At 63.4% G+C, this 17,669-nt stretch carries 13 protein-coding genes and 2 pseudogenes; 5 read left to right on the top strand and 10 right to left on the bottom strand.

The genetic code is table 11. The features are described from left to right. Window positions 1-3: 3 nt before the first annotated feature. The 4 genes and pseudogenes from waaA to RLEG4DRAFT_RS37120 all read right to left on the bottom strand — a co-directional run bounded on the left by waaA (window position 4) and on the right by RLEG4DRAFT_RS37120 (window position 4,112). Window positions 4-1,323, bottom strand: coding sequence for a lipid IV(A) 3-deoxy-D-manno-octulosonic acid transferase (gene waaA / locus RLEG4DRAFT_RS37135; RefSeq protein ID WP_003584532.1), 1,320 nt, complete (start codon window positions 1,321-1,323; stop codon window positions 4-6). 193 nt (window positions 1,324-1,516) lie between these two features. Next, complete coding sequence (locus RLEG4DRAFT_RS37130) at window positions 1,517-1,765, bottom strand: DUF4170 domain-containing protein (RefSeq protein WP_003584530.1); 249 nt, start codon at window positions 1,763-1,765, stop codon at window positions 1,517-1,519. Between the two features lie 58 nt (window positions 1,766-1,823). Beyond that, window positions 1,824-2,632, bottom strand: a pseudogene (locus tag RLEG4DRAFT_RS37125) (3'(2'),5'-bisphosphate nucleotidase CysQ). Between the two features lie 133 nt (window positions 2,633-2,765). Continuing rightward, window positions 2,766-4,112 (bottom strand): TldD/PmbA family protein, encoded by a 1,347-nt coding sequence (locus RLEG4DRAFT_RS37120; protein WP_003584527.1) that lies wholly within the window; start codon window positions 4,110-4,112, stop codon window positions 2,766-2,768. A 119-nt stretch (window positions 4,113-4,231) separates the two neighbouring features. Between RLEG4DRAFT_RS37120 and RLEG4DRAFT_RS37115 the strand changes: the two genes are divergently transcribed. The 4 genes and pseudogenes from RLEG4DRAFT_RS37115 (at window position 4,232) to RLEG4DRAFT_RS58760 (ending at window position 8,469) form a co-directional block, all read left to right on the top strand. Beyond that, window positions 4,232-6,046 (top strand): monovalent cation:proton antiporter-2 (CPA2) family protein, encoded by a 1,815-nt coding sequence (locus RLEG4DRAFT_RS37115; RefSeq protein WP_003584525.1) that lies wholly within the window; start codon window positions 4,232-4,234, stop codon window positions 6,044-6,046. A gap of 89 nt (window positions 6,047-6,135) precedes the next feature. Continuing rightward, window positions 6,136-6,543 (top strand): hypothetical protein, encoded by a 408-nt coding sequence (locus RLEG4DRAFT_RS37110; RefSeq protein ID WP_003584523.1) that lies wholly within the window; start codon window positions 6,136-6,138, stop codon window positions 6,541-6,543. A gap of 87 nt (window positions 6,544-6,630) precedes the next feature. Beyond that, window positions 6,631-8,004 carry a PepSY-associated TM helix domain-containing protein gene (locus RLEG4DRAFT_RS37105; RefSeq protein ID WP_003584521.1) on the top strand — a complete coding sequence of 458 codons (1,374 nt, stop codon included), beginning with the start codon at window positions 6,631-6,633 and terminating at the stop codon, window positions 8,002-8,004. A 13-nt stretch (window positions 8,005-8,017) separates the two neighbouring features. After that, window positions 8,018-8,469, top strand: a pseudogene (locus tag RLEG4DRAFT_RS58760) (copper uptake system-associated protein). A gap of 13 nt (window positions 8,470-8,482) precedes the next feature. Here RLEG4DRAFT_RS58760 and RLEG4DRAFT_RS37095 read toward each other — a convergent pair. The 3 genes from RLEG4DRAFT_RS37095 to RLEG4DRAFT_RS37085 are packed head-to-tail and all read right to left on the bottom strand — an operon-like array spanning window position 8,483 to window position 11,979. After that, complete coding sequence (locus RLEG4DRAFT_RS37095; RefSeq protein WP_003584518.1) at window positions 8,483-9,364, bottom strand: patatin-like phospholipase family protein; 882 nt, start codon at window positions 9,362-9,364, stop codon at window positions 8,483-8,485. Window positions 9,365-9,377: 13 nt separating this feature from the next. Continuing rightward, a complete protein-coding gene (rsmD, locus tag RLEG4DRAFT_RS37090; RefSeq protein WP_003584517.1) occupies window positions 9,378-9,938 on the bottom strand; it encodes a 16S rRNA (guanine(966)-N(2))-methyltransferase RsmD in 561 nt (186 codons plus the stop codon). Next, window positions 9,919-11,979 (bottom strand): pseudouridine synthase, encoded by a 2,061-nt coding sequence (locus tag RLEG4DRAFT_RS37085; protein WP_003584515.1) that lies wholly within the window; start codon window positions 11,977-11,979, stop codon window positions 9,919-9,921. The genes rsmD and RLEG4DRAFT_RS37085 overlap by 20 nt, the downstream gene beginning before the upstream one ends. Window positions 11,980-12,069: 90 nt before the next feature. Between RLEG4DRAFT_RS37085 and RLEG4DRAFT_RS37080 the strand changes: the two genes are divergently transcribed. Next, a complete protein-coding gene (locus RLEG4DRAFT_RS37080; protein WP_003584514.1) occupies window positions 12,070-12,507 on the top strand; it encodes a nucleoside deaminase in 438 nt (145 codons plus the stop codon). A 223-nt stretch (window positions 12,508-12,730) separates the two neighbouring features. Here RLEG4DRAFT_RS37080 and RLEG4DRAFT_RS37075 read toward each other — a convergent pair whose 3' ends face one another. The 3 genes from RLEG4DRAFT_RS37075 to RLEG4DRAFT_RS37060 form a co-directional block, all read right to left on the bottom strand. After that, entirely contained in the window at window positions 12,731-13,360 is a 630-nt protein-coding gene (locus tag RLEG4DRAFT_RS37075) for a hypothetical protein (protein WP_003584513.1), read from the bottom strand. 131 nt (window positions 13,361-13,491) lie between these two features. After that, a complete protein-coding gene (ileS, locus tag RLEG4DRAFT_RS37070; protein WP_037094584.1) occupies window positions 13,492-16,398 on the bottom strand; it encodes an isoleucine--tRNA ligase in 2,907 nt (968 codons plus the stop codon). A 287-nt stretch (window positions 16,399-16,685) separates the two neighbouring features. Continuing rightward, entirely contained in the window at window positions 16,686-17,669 is a 984-nt protein-coding gene (locus tag RLEG4DRAFT_RS37060) for a bifunctional riboflavin kinase/FAD synthetase (protein ID WP_003584511.1), read from the bottom strand.

The following is a 17,669-nucleotide window of genomic DNA, read 5'->3' as shown; positions in this document are numbered from 1 at the left end:
TCCTCAGACCTGGGCTACGGCCTTGGGCAGCAGCCGCGCCTTCACCGTCAGCGGATTGATATAGGGTTCCAGCCCCTTGACGGTGGCGGTCAGCGCACCGCGCATCTCGTGCACGGCGGTAATGCCGGCCTCGATCATGTTGCGGCGGGCTTCGTCATTGATCAAAAGGTAATGCACGCCCTTGGCCAGCATCTCGGTATCGCGCACCATGCGGGCGCTGCCGCTGCGGGCAAGCTTCTGATAGGCCTCGCGGAAATTCTGCACATGGCCGCCGGAAAGAACGGCGCAGCCGAGCATGGCTGGCTCCAGAGGGTTCTGGCCGCCTTCGGCAAAGAGCGAGCGGCCGACGAAAGCGATTTCCGTCAGGCGCAGATAAAGGCCCATTTCGCCGATCGTATCGCCGAGGAAAATATCGACATCGGCCGACAAGACATCGTCGCGGGTGCGGCGGGCGACCTTCAGCCCCAGCTTGACCAGAGCCGCCTCGATCTCGTCGCAACGCTCCGGGTGACGCGGCACGATGATCGTCAGCTGACGATCACGCTCCCTCAGCGCCCGATGAACGATGGCGGCGGCATTCTCCTCGCCGTCGAAGGTCGAAATCGCCGCCCAGGTCTTACGGTCGCCGATCTGCTTCTTGTATCGGGCCAGGACAGCGCTGTCATATGGCGGTGCGTCGGTATCGACCTTCAGATTGCCGGAGGTGATGACGGGGACGGCGCCGAGATCGCGGAAGCGTTCGGCATCCATATCCGATTGGGCGATGACGAGGGCCAGATTCTCGAACAAGGCTTCGGCGATGGCAGGGCGGCGGCGCCAGCGGGCAAAGGAACGGTCCGACATGCGGGCATTGATCAGAATCTGCGGAATACGGCGGCGGCCGAGTTCTAGCACTGTTGCCGGCCAGATCTCGGATTCGGCGATGATGGCGCAGTCGGGCTGCCAATAATCGAGGAAGCGGCTGACCGAGGGTTTCAGGTCGAGCGGCACATATTGGTGGATCGCTTCATTCCCGAGCCGCTCGGCGGCGAGTCTGGCAGAGGTGATGGTGCCGGTTGTCAGGATGACATGAATGTCGCGACGGCGGATTTCACGGATCAGCGGGATGACGGCATTGGTTTCACCGACGCTTGCGGCATGGAACCAGACGAGCGGGCCCTGCGGCCGGTTGGCGCTCGGATAGCCGAAGCGTTCCAGGCGCCGCGCCCGGTCTTCCTTGCCCTTGGCCGTGCGGTAGGTGATGTAGAGGCCGACAACAGGAGAGGCCACGGTTCCCGCCAGACGGTATGCGCTCAGACCGAACCGAGCCATCCGGGAGCTCATTGCGCCAGCCTCCGATCCAAGATCGACATCAAACCCATTCCCTCATTATCGTTGCGGCCGCAATGACCGATCAATTTGTTCAGAATGCGTCAGACAATCCGGAACGACGGGCGGCCGATGCGCGAAAGCCCCGCGCACCGAACGAGCGCCGGCGGCACTTGCGGATGGCCTTGGCCGAGCTCGCTAGCCGAGGTCAGTTGCCTCCGGCCTTTTCCTGCGGATCGAGCAAACGATGCATATGGACGATGAAGTAGCGCATATGCGCATTGTCGACCGTCTGTTGCGCCTTCGACTTCCAGGCTGTCAGCGCCGTGGCATAATCCGGGAAAATGCCGACGATATCGAGACCGTTCAGATCACGGAACTGGACGTCATCGAGGCTTTTCAGTTCGCCGCCAAAAACGAGATGCAGAAGCTGCTTCTTGTCACCGGATTCAGTCATTTTTGTTCTCTTTCTGCTATACTCCTCCGCCACCATCTGCGGGATTTTGACGGAAACGTCAACTGTCTCGTCGTCCCGCAAAGGCTGTGAGGAATTCACTGATGCGGGGCGTCGGTGCTGCGCAGAGGACCTTGTGGGTCACGTCGGCGCGATTATAGACGATCGGCCTGCCGTCGAGGTCAACAAGACCACCGCCGGCGCAGGCCAAGATAAGATCGGCGGCCGCCAGATCCCAATCATGCGAATTGCCCTTGACGAAGGTGCCTTCGAGGCGGCCGTCCGCCACCATGGCGATGCGATAGGCAAGCGATGGAATGTGTTTCTGGCGGCTGACCCGGTCGCGAAACTCCGGCGGAAAGGTCTTCAACAGGTCCTCGCCGACCGCAAGGCGGCTCGTCTCATCCGGTCCTGCGGCGGAGACGGTGAAGGGCACGCCGTTCTTCAGCGCCACGCCGCCGACGACGGCCTCATAGAATTCCTCGAGCGCCGGGGCATAGAGCACGCCGGCGACCGGCCGGCCGCGATGAACAACCGCGACGCTGACGCACCAGACCTTCTGCCCGCCGAGAAAGGCGCGCGTGCCGTCGATCGGATCGATGATGAACAGCGTCTCGGCGAGAGGCGGCCGGCATCGTCGTCGGTTTCTTCCGACAGCCAGCCATAATCCGGGCGGGCCTTGCGCAGAATGGTCTCGAGCGTCTTGTTGGCGGCGAAATCGGCGGCACTGACGGGGGAGTGATCGTCATTTTTCCACCAGACCTCGGGAGACTGGTTGAAGAAGCCGAAAGCGACCGCGCCGGCCTCTTTCGCAGCATCGGCGATCAGCGTCAGATCGCTTTGCCAACGGGCCTGATTGCTATCGCTCATCCCATCAATCCGTTTCTCAATTCATAATGAGCAGCCTTACCGCGAAACTGCTCACACACTTTTGCCGGAATTGCTCTTTGTTCTAACGCAATTCCGGACGCAAAACCGCTCACCCACTTTTGCTGGAATTGCTCTAGCGCCCAGCAAGCGTCATGCCTTCGATGGCGAAGGTTGGGGCTGCGACGCCGAACTTGCGGTCGATGTCGTTTGCCGGCGTCAGGCGCATGAACATGTCCTTGAGGTTCGAGGCGATCGTCACCTCGGAGACCGGGAAGGTCAATTCGCCGTTCTCGACCCAGAAGCCGGTGGCGCCGCGGCTGTATTCACCGGTGATCATGTTGACGCCGTGGCCGATCAATTCGGTGACATAAAAACCGTTGCCGATGCTGCGGATCAGCTCCTCCGGAGTGATGTCGCCGGGTTCGAGGGCCAGATTGGTGGAGGACGGCGAGACGGCTGTGCCGCCGCGCACGCCGCGGCCGTTGGTTTCCAACCCCAGTTCGCGAGCGGTGGAGGTCGAGAGGAACCAGTGCTTCAAGACGCCGTCCTCGATCATCACCATCCGTTCGCCCGACACGCCCTCGCCGTCGAAAGGCCGCGAGGAGGGGCCGCGCACGATCAGAGGATCGTCGGTGATCGACAGGCCTGATTTCAGCACCTGCTGACCCATCCTGTCGCGCAGGAAGCTGGACTTGCGGGCGACGGCCGCGCCATTGATCGCGCCAGCGATGTGGCCGACGAAGCCGCGGGCGACGCGTGGGTCGAAGATGACGGTGACGTCCTTGCCGGTCGGCACCTGGCGCGGATTGATGCGCTTGACCACCCGCTCGCCGGCGCGGCGGCCGATCTCGGCGGGATCGTCGAGCTCCGCATAGTAGAGCCGGCTGTCGAAATCATAATCGCGCTCCATGCCGGTGCCTTCTCCAGCGATGACGCTGACGGAATGCCCGAAACGCGAGGCCATGTAACTGCCCTCGAAGCCGTGCGACGTGGCAAGAACCAGGCCGCCCATGCCGGCCGAGGCACCGGCGCCGGAGGAATTGGTGACACCCTTGACCGCAAGGGCTGCGGCCTCGGCGGCAAGGCCTGCCTCGCGCAGCATCTCGGAGGAGACCTCGGTGGTATCGAGCAATTGCAGGTCGGGATAGGATTTCGCAAGGCTCGCCTCATCCGCGAGGCACGCGAAGGGGTCTTCCGGCGAGACCTTGGCCATGGCGACGGCGCGTTCGGCAAGCGCCTGGAGATCGAAGCCCGGATTGGCCGAAACGCTGGCGACGCGTTTGCCGATGAAGACGCGGAGCGAAAAATCGTCGCTTTCGGAGGATTCCGTGCCCTCGACCTTGCCGAGGCGGACGCTGACCGATTGCGAGCGCGACCGGACGACGACGGCGTCGGCAGCATCGGCCCCTGCCTTCCTGGCCAGATCGATCAATTGACTTGCGCGGGAAAGAAGTGTCGAGGAATCGATTTCAGAGGACATGATTTGGCCTTTCCTTCGGCTTCCATTTATTGTGCACTCTCCCAAGCATCAAGGCCGCCGCGACCGATTCTTTGTCCGGGCGGCCAGCATGTTCCCCGCCGTCGAGAGAAATCGCCAGCATGTCAGCGCCCAATGCCCTTTTTACCGAAACGATCCTGCTGCTCGGCGGAGCGGTTGTGGCCGCCCCGATCTTCAAGAAGCTCGGGCTCGGCACGGTGCTTGGCTATCTCGCTGCCGGCATCGTCATCGGCCCTGTGTTCCACGGCATCACCGATGGCGAACAGATCCTCAACGTCGCCGAGCTCGGTGTGGTCTTCCTGCTCTTCATCATCGGACTCGAGCTGAAACCCAGCCGCCTCTGGCAGATGCGGCGCGACATTTTCGGCCTCGGCACGGCGCAGGTGGTGCTGACCGGGCTGGCGCTGACCGCGCTCGCCTGGCTGTCCGGCGTTCTCGACTGGCGCAGCAGTATCGTCGCCGGCTTCGGCCTGGCGCTGTCTTCGACGGCCTTCGCCATGCAGATCCTCGAGGGCGACGGCGACGTCAACACCAAATACGGGCAGCGGTCCTTCTCGATGCTGTTGTTCCAGGACCTGGCGATCGTGCCGCTCCTGGCGCTGATCAGCGTCCTCGACGGCGGCGACAAGGGCAGCAACGCGCCGCTCACCGATTTCGCCGTTGCCGTCGGCGCCGTTGCGGCCATGATCGTCATGGGGCGCTACCTGCTTACGCCGCTCTTCCAGATCATCGCCCGGACCGGCGCGCGCGAGGCGATGATCGCGGCCGCCCTCTTCGTCGTCATGGGATCGGCGAGCCTGATGCAGCTTGCTGGGCTTTCGATGGCGATGGGCGCCTTCCTGTCCGGCGTGATGCTGGCCGAATCCTCCTACCGGCACGAGCTGGAGGCGGATATCGAGCCCTTCCGCGGCGTGCTGCTCGCCATTTTCTTCATAGCCGTCGGCCTGTCGCTGGAGCTCGGCGTTCTCGTCGACAACGCGCTCTTCGTCATCGTCACCGTGCCGATCGTCATGGCAGTCAAGGCGATTATCATCTATGGGCTCTGCCGGATCTCCGGCTCTTCCCACGACGATGCGATCCGCATTGCCTTCCTGCTGCCGCAGGGCGGCGAATTCGGCTTCGTGCTGTTCACCACGGCAGGCGTGGTCGGGCTGATGTCGACGAGCACGGCATCGCTGCTGGTCGCGATCGTGACGCTCTCCATGGCGCTGACGCCGATCGGAGCTGCCCTTTCGAAGCGGCTGCTGCGTGGCGACGAACAGGAGGAACTGGACGAGGATTTCGAGGGTGCGGGCGCCGACGTGCTGATGGTCGGCTTCTCGCGTTTCGGCCAGATCGCCGCCCAGATCCTGCTGGCCGGCGGGCGCAGCGTCACCGTCATCGATTTTTCGGCGGACCGCATCCGCCAGGCCTCATCCTTCGGCTTCCGCATCTATTTCGGCGACGGCGCGCGCAAGGACGTGTTGCGCTCGGCCGGGATCGAGCGGGCAAAGATCGTGCTCGTCTGCACGCAGAAAAAGGAACTCACCGACAAGGTGGTGGAGCTGGTACAGGCGGACTATCCGCATACAAGGCTCTATGTGCGATCCTACGACCGCCTCCATTCGATCGAACTGCGCAACAAGGGCGTCGATTACGAGCTGCGCGAAACGCTGGAATCCGGCCTGCTCTTCGGGCGGCGGACGCTGGAGGCGCTTGGCGTTCCCGAGGTCGAGGCCTATGAAATCGGCGAGGATATCCGCAAGCGCGACGAGGCGCGCCTGGTGCTGCAGGTGTCAGAAGGATTGCAGGCCGGGCGTGACATGCTGTTTTCCCACCCCGTTCGCCCCGAACCGCTGGTCAAGCCGAAACGAGCCGCCGATCCCTTCGAGGACGATCCGCTGGCAGGGACTGTGGATGCGACGGCGGACGCCTGATCGCTCTGGCCGGTTTGCGAAATTGACGCATTGAATATGAACTCGGCGGCGTTTATCACCGGGCGATCGGGGCGATCGAAGAGGGACAGTTGATCAGACAAGCGAGACAGATCGAGCAATGGGCACTGCGCATCCTGTGCGCGGCCGCGCTCGTGGTTGTCGGGCTCGCCCATCAGGCTCCTGTCGCAGCCGCCAGCGATTTTGGTCCGGCCGAACTCGCCCAATATATGTTGCCCGATGGTACGCTGCCGACGCTTTGCGTCACCGTCACCGATCAATCCGACCAAGGCCAGCACGACAAAGCCCATTCGCACGGTTGCGAGGCCTGCCGGATCGGCGCCTCGACCCTGCTGCCGGCGCCGGTGGACGTGGCAGGCACTCCCATAGGCTTTGCAGTTGCGGTTGAATTGCCGATCCGCTCAGAGGTCTTCCCTCGGCAGCTTTTCCCGCCCAATACCGGCCCTCGCGCTCCCCCTTCCGATCCGCTCCTGACCTGAACCTTGTGTTGCGGCAGTGCCGTGACGCACCTTCAACGCCGGCTGAACTGCGCTCGAGCAGTCGGCCGCGGATACGGATCCACCATCATGTCGACTATTACTGCCGCCGCACCGGCGGAGGACGCCGCCAACGGCGTTTCGCTTTACCGCGCCATCTGGCGCTGGCATTTCTTTGCCGGGCTCCTCGTCATACCCTTCATGCTCAATCTGGCCATTACCGGATCGCTCTATCTCTTCAAGGACGAGATCAACGGCACTGTCTTCGGCTACCGTTACATCGTCCAACCTTCTGGCCAAGCGCTGTCGGCGGAGCGGATCGCAGAGATCGCCGCCGCCGCCGTGCCGGGCTCGCGTGCAACCTCCTTCAAGAACCCGGCCCTGCCCGAGCGATCGGCGATCGTCACCGTCGCCAGCGATGCCGGCGCGAGACTGGTCTTCGTCAACCCTTATGACGGCAAGGTGCTCGATGTGGTCGGATCGACCGACGAGTTCAATTATGTCGTCAAGCGCATCCACAGCCTGGCCTATTTCGGCACCACAACGAACCGGCTGATTGAGATCACCGGCGGCTTTGCCATGATGCTCGTCGCGACCGGCATCTATCTCTGGTGGCCGCGGCGCCAGACGGGTGGTGTCGTCAGCGTGCGGGGAACACCACGCCGCCGGGTTTTCTGGCGTGACCTGCATGCGGTGACAGGCGCCTTCGCCGGCGTCCTGATCTTCTTCCTGGCGATGTCAGGCATGCCGTGGTCGGGCTATTGGGGGGCGAATGCCAATGCCTGGCTGACCGAGCACGGTCTCGGCTATCCCGTCCAACTCTGGGACGACGTGCCGAAGTCGCAGAAGGTCACCGAGGACATCCTGCCGAAGAGTGGCTGGATCGTCGAGAAGGCGCCGGTACCGCTTTCCGATATCGCCGCGGCGCAATCGGCCAGGCCGATCGGTCTCGACAAAGCCGTGGAGATTGCCGAGCGGTTGGGCATGGCGCCGGGCTTCGACATGGCAATGCCCTCCGACGCGACCGGCGTCTATACCGCCTCGCTCTATCCCGACAATCTTGCCGACGAACGCACCATCCATATCGACCAGTATTCCGGCAAACCGCTGATCGATATCGGCTTCAATCAGTATCCGTTTCTCGGCAAGGCGATCGAATGGGGCATCAATGTCCATCAGGGACAGGAATGGGGACGTTTCAATCAGCTGCTGATGCTCGCAACCTGCCTGGCAATTATTCTGAGCTGCGTGACTGCCGTCATCATGTGGTGGAAACGGCGGCCGGCCGGCCGGCTCGGCGTCCCACCCATGCCGCCAAAACGCTCCGTCTATTACGGCCTGTGGGTGATTACCGGGATCTTCGCCATCGCCTTCCCGATGAGCGGGCTCGCCATTGTCGCCATGATCGCCTTCGACCAGATCGTCGTGCGCTCGGTCCCCGTATTGAAACGCGTTCTCGCTTGAAGGAGGCCATTGGATGAAAAAGATCATTGTTTTTCTTACCTGCGTGCTTCTCGCATCCATGGCAGCGGCAGACGACGATCCGCAGCAGGCCATCCCGGCCACGCTGAAGGTGATGTTCGAAAGGCCGGACAAGCCATTGGACATCGCCCCGGTCGTCATCCAGGCCGATTGGGCGATCGTCGGCTGGCGGCAGGACGGACGCGGTGGACGCGCTTTGCTGAAAAAATGCATCATGGCTGGAGCATCTATCTTTGCAGCGGCGACAGCCTGAAGGATGCCGGGACGCTGGAGAAGATCGGGCTCTCGGCACATGACGCCACTGCGCTGGCGGCAAAACTGAAAAACGCCGAAGCCAACCTCGATCCCTCCGCGCTCGCGCTGCTCTCAAGCTTCGAGGGCACGGTCATGATGATGGACGAGGCATCGAACCGCGCGGCCGGCGGCCATGAGGGCCACGCCCAATGAGGAGACGTGATCGCTAACGCTTCAGCCGCGCCTCGATCTCCCGGTCGAGGGCGAATTTCAGCTCGTCCTTGACGCCGACGGACATGGCCAGGACTTCGCGGGCCTTGAGGAAATCCATGACGCCGGTGCGGCCGACGGCCGGGCGCAGGAAGATGTGCGGCTGGCGCAGCTTCAGCTTCAGCGTGATCGCCGTCTGCATCATCAGCTGGCCGGAGCCGAAGATGCTCTCCATGCGGTTCGGAATATGGGTGCCGTCGCCTTCCGGCGCGCCGACGACATCGATGCCGACGACGATGTCGGCAAGATCCATCAGCGGTTCATAGGGCACTGGATTGCTGATGCCGCCGTCGATCATCACGCGGCCGCGCAGGCGCACCGGCATGAAGACGGCAGGGATGGCGGAGGAAGCGGCGAGTGCCGGAAACAGTTCGCCCTCTTCGATGATGACTTCGTTCTGCCCGTAATAATCCGTGGTGATGACCTTCATCGGCACCAGCAGATCCTCGAATCGGGCCGGCAGCTCGGCCGGCAGAAAGGCTTTCAGGATGCGCTCCAGGTTGAACTGGCCGATGCGTATGCCCTTGGCCACCGCATCACGCACCGTTGCCGGTCTCATGCCCCAGATGCGGGCAACAACGGCCGTCTTGTTGCCGACGGTCGCCAGCGCATGTTCGCGGATTTCGGCGCCGGACATGCCGGCGGCCATGCCGGCCCCCATGATCGCGCCGATCGACGAGCCTGACACCGCCACCGGCCGGATGCCGAGTTCGTCGAGCGTCTCGATCACGTGGATATGGGAAAGCCCGCGCGCGCCGCCGCCGCCGAAAGCCACAGCGACCGTTGGAAGATCGCTGATCGCAGGCAGTTTCGGGCTGATGATCTCTGCCTGCTGCACGCCCCGCCCCCGCTTATTGCGGCTGATACCGGAAGAAATGCACCCTCGTATCGCCAAAGATGCGGTTTTCGAGGAAAACATAGGAAGGATGCACGGAAACGACAATATCGCCGCGTTCTTCGAGCACCGCCATCGCGCCCGGCCGCAGCCAGCCCCCCAAGGCAGCCGCCGCCATCGCCTTCTCACCGAGGCCCTTGCCATAGGGCGGGTCGGCAAACAGCACGTCGAAGGGTTCGAGATTGCCGACGCTGCCGAGATCGGTCGCATCCCGGCGCAGGATGCGCGTGCGGCCGTGCAGGCCGAGCGCATCGATGTTCTCCCAGAGCAGCGCCCTGCCCTCGACACTGTTTTCGACGAAAAGCGCATGGCGACAGCCGCGTGAAACGGCTTCCAGGCCGACGGCACCGGTTCCGGCAAAAAGGTCGAGGATCCGGGTGCCATCGACGCATTCCGGATAGGCATGGCTCAATATATTGAACAGGCTCTCGCGCGTCCGATCGGCAGTCGGCCGGATCTCGTTGGACTTTGGCACGGCGAGAGGCCGTCCGCGAAACTCACCGCCGACGATCCGCACCGCGCGTCATTCCCTTTCCTTTGCCACCACCTCTGGACGGCCCGCCCGCAGGCTTGTCGCCGCCAGACCTTTCACCACCGGGCCTTTCACCGCCTGGCTTGGCGCCCTTCGGCTTACCGGAGAAATTCTTAGGCCCGCCCGGCTTGGCGCCAAAGCCCTTGCCGCGCGGCCTGTCGCCGGAAGGTTTGTCTCCCGAAGGCCTTCCACCGGCAGATTTGTCGCCGAAGGATTTTTCGCCGCGCGGGCGCTCGGAGCGGCCTTCGCCGGCAAAACTTCTGGCTGCGCGCGGGCGCTCATCACCGTCCTCGCGCGGCCGGCGATCACCCCGCGGCTTGTCGCCGAAGGGCCGGTCGCCACGCGAAGGACGATCGCCGTAAGGCCGTTCGCCGCGCGGACGCTCCGAACGGGCCTCGCCGGTGGAGGTTCTGGCGGCACGTGGACGCTCGTCACTATCACCCCGCGGCTTGCGGTCACCCCGGGGCTTGTCGCCGAAGGGACGGTCGCCACGCGAGGGGCGATCCCCGAAAGGCCGGTCGCCGCGCGGGCGCTCAGAACGGCCCTCGCCGGCGGAGGCTCTAGCGGCACGAGGACGCTCGTCACCTTCGCCACGCGGTTTGCGATCACCACGCGGCTTGTCGCCGAAGGTACGATCTCCACGTGACGGGCGATCCCCGAACGAGCGTTTGCGGCCGAAGCCCTCGCCCTCATCCTTGCGGCGGGGCTCCTCGCTCGAGCGGATCCATTCGCCATCCTCCTCGCGGACGCGATTGATCTGCGTGCGCGGGCGATCCTCGATATGGTGGGAACCGGCGCCCTTTGCCGGCGTCTGCTCGCCGCGCCGGCGCGCGGTCTGCTCATTCTTGGCGGCTTTCGCCGCAGCCTTTTCGCCGAGCGGCCGGGCGCCCGGCGCCATCCAGACATTGGCGCTGCGGCGCTGGCCAAGCGGCTGGGGACGTTTCGGCTTGTCGTCGTCGAAGCGGCCGCCATCGCGGCGGTCGTCATCTCTACGCCCGCCACCGCGGCGATCGTCGCGCTTGGTATCGAGGCGGCTCAGCGCCCGTTCGCGCTTGTCCTCGTCGCGGCGCGGACGCTGTTCGCGCCTTTCCGGCACGGCGGCTTCAGCCTCTTCCTCGGCGGCGACGGCAGGCGCGTTATAGATCGGCGCGTCGAAATTCGCCTTGGCTTCCTCGATCAGGCGCGGGCCGAGCTGGTCGCGCAATGTGCGGCCGCGCACCTCGATGACATGGCCTTCCGGCAGGTCGCCGAGCTGGAACGGGCCATAGGAGATGCGGATCAGACGGTTGACGTCGAGGCCGAGCGCGCCCATCACGTTCTTGATTTCGCGGTTCTTGCCTTCGCGAAGGCCCATAGTGATCCAGACGTTCGAGCCTTGCGTACGGTCGAGCGTCGCCTCGATCGAACCATAGAGCACGCCGTCGACGGCGATGCCGTCCTTTAGCTTGTCCAGCGCGTCCTGATCGATCTCGCCATGGGCGCGGACACGGTAGCGACGCAGCCAGCCGGTCGCCGGCAGCTCGAGCGCGCGGGCGAGACCGCCATCATTGGTGAGCAGCAGCAGGCCTTCGGTATTGATATCGAGGCGGCCGATCGACATGACGCGCGGCAGTTCGTCCGGCAGGTTGTCGAAGACGGTCGCGCGGCCTTCCGGATCGGCATTGGTGGTCACCAGGCCGGCCGGCTTGTGATAGAGCCACAGCCTGGTGCGTTCGATGCCGCGGATCGGCACGCCGTCGACCTCGATGCGATCGGCTAGCGTGACGTTGACGACCGGTGTGTCGAGAACCGCGCCGTTCAGCGTCACCCGGCCTTCCATGATCATGCGTTCGATATCGCGGCGGGAGGCGACGCCGGCGCGCGCCATCACCTTGGAAATGCGTTCGGCCTTCGCGTCGCCATCGTTTTCGGCGGCGATTGCAGCCTTCGCCGGCTTCGAGCCGCCCGGCTTGGCGCCGGTCTTCGATCCGGTGTCCCGTGAAAAGGGCTTTGCGCCCGGGCGTTTTGGCTTGTCTTTGGGTGTCATTTGTTGTTTGCCTGCCTTTTGGGCCTGTCTATCAGGTCACGCATCTGCGGTTAAGTGGAAATTCTTGCGATCGTGAAGACAAATCGTTTCATGGAGATGGCGCTCGAAGAAGCGCGTGCCGCCGGAGAACGCGGCGAGGTGCCGATCGGCGCCGTCGTCGTCATCGACGATATCGCCATTTCACGCTCGGGAAACCGCACGCGCGAGTTCAACGACGTCACCGCACACGCCGAAATCGCCGCGATCCGGCTGGCCTGCGACGCGCTCGGACAGGAGCGTCTGGTCGGCGCCGATCTTTACGTGACGCTGGAGCCCTGCACCATGTGCGCGGCAGCCATCTCGTTTGCGCGTATCCGCAGGCTCTATTACAGCGCCGAGGACCCGAAAGGCGGCGGCGTCGACAATGGCGTGCGATTCTATGCACAGCCGACCTGCCACCACGCCCCGGAGGTCTATTCCGGCATCAACGAGATCCAGTCGGCTGAGATTTTGCGGACATTCTTTTCGCAAAAGAGAGAGGCGCTGTAATTCGCGCCACGACTCTCGGATTTGCACCGATTGCCCCTCAGCCTAATCTGACCGGGGACGTGCCACCCGAGAGCTTTGCGAAGGAAGGAGAGGTTGCGGCATATCCCTTCGCCCCGTTTACGGGGAAAAGGTGGCGGCAGCCGGATGAGGGGCTGCTCTCGCCGATCTCTGGATGCAGGATGATCAATTACTAATCAGCAGCGCCTAAGCGCTCAGGCAAATGCTATTGCAGGAAATTCCACCACTGCTTGCCGGTGTTGGCGACCGCCGCGTCCTTCTTGCGCTTCTTCGCCTTCTTGAGCTCGGGCTCGCCGAGATCGTCGAGCTTTGCCGGATCGTCGACGGTGCGGTAGCCGGGCGGCGGATCGGAAATATAGCGGCGCTGATCGATATAGGAGCCCTTCTGCAGGGCGCGGGCTTCACGATAGGCCTTGGTCTGGGCTTCGGTCGTGCGGCGGCCGCCTTCGATGGCGGAACTTGCGAGCGGCGAGCGGTAATTCGGATTGTCCGAGTTCGCATCGGCTTCCCCGACGAGGCGGGCGCGGGTTTCTTCCGGCGATTCAATCCACTGCGGATTGTCCTTGTTGGCGACCGTCTGCTGCGGCGCAACGAGGGTCTCCTTCTGCGCCTGGGCCGGCAGCACCAGCGTCGGGCGCGGCGTGTATTTGACGCCCTTGTTCTTCGGATCCGGCCCGGTCAACGACACGGACTGACCGAGATCGTCGGTCAATTGCTCCATGGCGGTCTTGTCGGTGCCGTAGGTCGGGCTGCTGGCGCAGCTTGACACCAGGGAGCATCCCGCCATGACAACAGACAGGCAGGCGCCCATACGGAACCAATGCGTTGCGAACATGAAAACCCTTCCAGCCACCGGTGCAATCGTTGCCCAACCGGACAACCGTCCCCCTGACGCAAAAATCCGGCCATTTTCAGGCAGCTTTTACCGGATGAACCGCGAAAACGCAATTCACCCGGCAAATATCTTCAGGCGCCGATACCGAGTTCACGCAATGCGGCAGCATCACGCTTGGAAACATCGGGATAGTCCGGATCGGAGCCGACATCGGTGGTGATGCGCCAGGATCGGGCGCATTTCACGCCTTCGGCAAGCTTGGGAACGACGGCGACATCAGCCACTTCGGCCAAGCGGAAGGCGTCAGTCGGGCCGGAGTTCGCCTCGATCGTGATGCCAGAGGTGATGCAGACCTCGGTGAAGTCCTGACCTTCCAGCGCCTTCCTGAGTTCCGGATCGGCGATGTGGACGACGGGAGCCGCCTCCAGCGACGAGCCGATGCGCTTATCCCTGCGCTCGATTTCCAGAGCGCCGGTCACGACCGAACGGACGGCGCGGATCTTCTTCCACTTCTCGGCCAGGGCATCGTTGCGCCATTCCTTGGCAACCGGGGCAAACTGCTCCAGATGCACGGAAACGGCGGACGGGTTGCGCGACAGCCAGGCTTCCTCGGTGGTGAAGGGCAGCATCGGAGCAAGCCAGGTCACCATGCAATCGAAGATCTGGCGGATGACGTGCAGGCTGGCGCGCCGGCGCAGGCTCGACGGCGCGTCGCAATAGAGCGCATCCTTGCGGATATCGAAATAGAAGGCCGAAAGCTCGACATTGGCGAAGTCGATCAGGGCGCGAGCGATCTTCTTGAAGTCGAAGCTGTCATAGTTCTCGCGCACCAGCTCGTCGAGCTCGGCCAGCCGGTGCAGCATCAGTTGCTCCAGCTCCGGCAGGTCGGCAAAGGCGATCTCCTCGCCCTTGTCGTGGGCGAGCGTGCCGAGCATCCAGCGGATGGTGTTGCGCAGCTTGCGATAGGCGTCGACATTGGTCTGGATGATCGTCTTGCCGACGCGCAGGTCGTCGGCATAATCCGAGGTCATCACCCAGAGGCGCAGGATATCGGCGCCGGCATCCTTCATCACTTCCTGCGGTGCTGTGACGTTGCCTTTCGATTTCGACATCTTCTCACCCTTCTCGTCCATGGTGAAACCATGGGTGAGGACGGCGTTATAAGGCGCACGGCCGCGGGTGGCAGCCGATTCCAGCAGCGATGAATGAAACCAGCCGCGATGCTGGTCGGAACCTTCGAGGTAAAGGTCGGCCGGCCACTTCAGGTCCGGGCGGTCTTCGAGCGTGAAGGTGTGCGTCGAGCCCGAGTCGAACCAGACGTCGAGGATATCCATGACCTGCGACCACTTGGCCGGGTCATGCTCGTTGCCGAGAAACCGTTCCTTGGCGCCTTCGGCAAACCAGGCATCGGCGCCTTCGGCGTCGAAGGCATCGAGGATGCGCCGGTTGACGGCATCATCCTGCAGCACTTCGCCCTGCTCGTTGACGAAGACGCAGATCGGCACGCCCCATGCTCTCTGACGAGAAAGCACCCAGTCCGGGCGTTGTTCGATCATGGCGCGCAGCCGGTTCTGGCCGGCAGCGGGCACGAAGCGGGTGTCTTCGATCCCTTTCAGCGCCCGGGTGCGCAGCGTCGTTCCATCCGACAGCGTCTTGTCCATATAGACGAACCACTGCGGCGTATTGCGGAAGATCACCGGCTTCTTCGAGCGCCAGGAATGCGGATACTGATGCTTCAGCCGGCCGCGGGCAAAGAGCGCGCCACGGGCGATCAGCTCCTTGATGACACGGTCGTTGGCATCGCCCTTCTTGCCGTTGTCATCGATGACGCGCGCGCCTTCGAGGCCGGGGGCATCTGCTGTGTAGAAGCCGCCGTCGTCAACCGGGAACGGGATCTTGGTTTCGATGCCGCGCGCTTCGATCTCGCGGGCATGCGCCATCCAGACGTCAAAGTCTTCGCGGCCGTGGCTCGGCGCCGTGTGAACGAATCCCGTACCGGCATCGTCAGTGACGTGGTCGCCCTCGAGCAGCGGCACGGCAAATTCATAGCCGTCGTCGAGGCCCTTCAGCGGATGGGCGCAGGTGATGCCGGCGAGATCGCCAGCCGAGACATCGGCGAGACGCTTGTACTGCAGCTTCGCCTTGGCAAAAGATTCCTCAGCCAGCTTGTCGGCGAAGATCAGCTTCTCGCCGGGGCGCGGGCCAAAATCGTTCTCGGCAGCCATCACTTCGTAAAGGCCATAGGCAACGCGCGACGAATAGGCGATCGCCCGGTTGCCGGGGATCGTCCAGGGCGTAGTGGTCCAGATGACGACGAAGGCACCCCTAGCGCTTTCGGAGCCCTTTTCGACGGGGAATTTCACCCAGATCGTGTCGCTCTCATAATCGTGGTATTCGACCTCGGCTTCCGCCAGCGCGGTGCGCTCGACGACAGACCACATGATCGGCTTGGAGCCGCGGTAGAGCTGGCCGCTCTGGGCGATCTTCAGCAATTCGCCGGCGATGCGGCTTTCTGCGTGGAAGTTCATCGTCAGATACGGGTTTTCGAAGTCGCCGACGATGCCGAGGCGCTGGAACTCCTCACCCTGGACCTTGATCCATTTTTCGGCATAGGCGCGGCACTCGCGGCGGAACTCGATCATCGCTGCCGGCTCGGTCAAGTCAGGCTTGGCCTTGCCCTTGGCGCGATAGTTCTCTTCCTCGATCTTCCATTCGATCGGCAGGCCGTGGCAATCCCAGCCGGGCACGTAATTGGCGTCGTAGCCGCGCATCTGGAACGAGCGGTTGATGACGTCCTTGAGGATCTTGTTCAGCGCGTGGCCGATATGGATGTTGCCATTGGCATAGGGCGGGCCGTCGTGAAGCACGAACTTCTCGCGGCCGGCGGCCGAGGCACGCAGTTTCTTGTAGAGATCCATCTGCTGCCAGCGCTTGGCGAGTTCCGGCTCCTTCTGCGGCAGGCCGGCGCGCATCGGGAAATCGGTTTCGGGCAAATAGAGGGTCTTCGAATAATCGATCTTTTCGGCTGTGTCGGTCATATCGGGACAATCGTTTCTGGCGGCCCAGAAAGGGGCGCTACGGGCATGAAAAAGCTGGTGACGGAAGCGCTCATGTGAGAGCGCCAAAAACCCGGACCTCCCGGCCGCTTAGCGCGCGCGGAAGGCCGGGCCGATAATTCGCATCGTGATCGCCAGCCGAAATTTCGTCATAGCGCCGGTTCATAGGCGTTTTTGCCGGGAAAAGGAAGAGAAGAATTCGCCGCAAGCGATCCCTGGGCGCGAGCGAATTTTTCGATTGCGTCCGAAAAATTCCGTGCGGAGCGACCTCAGGAAAAACAAAGCTTGCGATCGAGCTCGCCGAGCGGCTTTACCCCCGCCAGCAGTGCCCTCGCCTCCTCCTCGTCGCGCTTGATCTGCGCGACCAGCGGATCGAGGCCGTCGAATTTCAGCTCGGGTCTGAGATAGCCGAAGAAGGAGACGGAGCAGAGCTCTCCGTAGAGATCGCCGCTGAAATCGAAAAGATAGGTTTCGAGCAGCGGTGCGCCGTTTTCCGTCACCGTCGGGCGGCGGCCGTAGCTGGCGACGGCATCGTGGAGCGTGCCGCCCTGGCGGCGGAAGCGGACGGCGTAGATGCCGGCGGCAAGTTCGACCTCCGGCGGCAGGCGCATGTTGGCGGTGGGAAAACCAAGCTGCCGGCCGAGTTTTTCGCCGTCGATCACCTCGGCCTCAACCGTATAGCGGTAGCCCAGCATGCCGGCGACCTCGCTGACACTGCCCTCTTTCAGGAGTGCGCGGATATGGCTCGAAGAGACGACATCGGCATTTTCGTCGCGGAAGGCGTCGATCAGGGTGACGCCGAAGCCATAGGTCTGGCCGGCATTCATCAGGAAGGCGGGACCGCCCTCGCGGCCGCGGCCGAAATGGAAATCGAAGCCGGTGACGACTTCGGAGGCGCCGAGCCAATCCTTGAGGATCGAATGGATGAAATCATCGGCCGAGCGCTGCGAGAACTCGTAGTCGAAGGGATATTCGATGACGGCGTTGAAGCCGAGCGTCTCGAGGATGCGCGCTTTCAGCGGCGCGGGCGTCAGGCGGAAGACCGGCGTCTCAGGCCGGAAGACCGTGCGCGGATGCGGCTCGAAGGTCAGCACCAAGGCTGGGATGCCGCGCGCCCTGGAGATTTCGAGCGCGCGGTCGAGCACCGACTGGTGGCCACGGTGCACGCCGTCGAAATTGCCGATGGCAATGACGCCGCCCTTGAGATGGGCGGGCAAGGGTTCCCGGGTTTCATTGCGGTGGAAGACGGTCAT

The sequence above is a fragment of the Rhizobium leguminosarum bv. trifolii WSM2297 genome (assembly GCF_000271845.1).
This window is presented reverse-complemented; position numbering and strand designations above follow the sequence as displayed.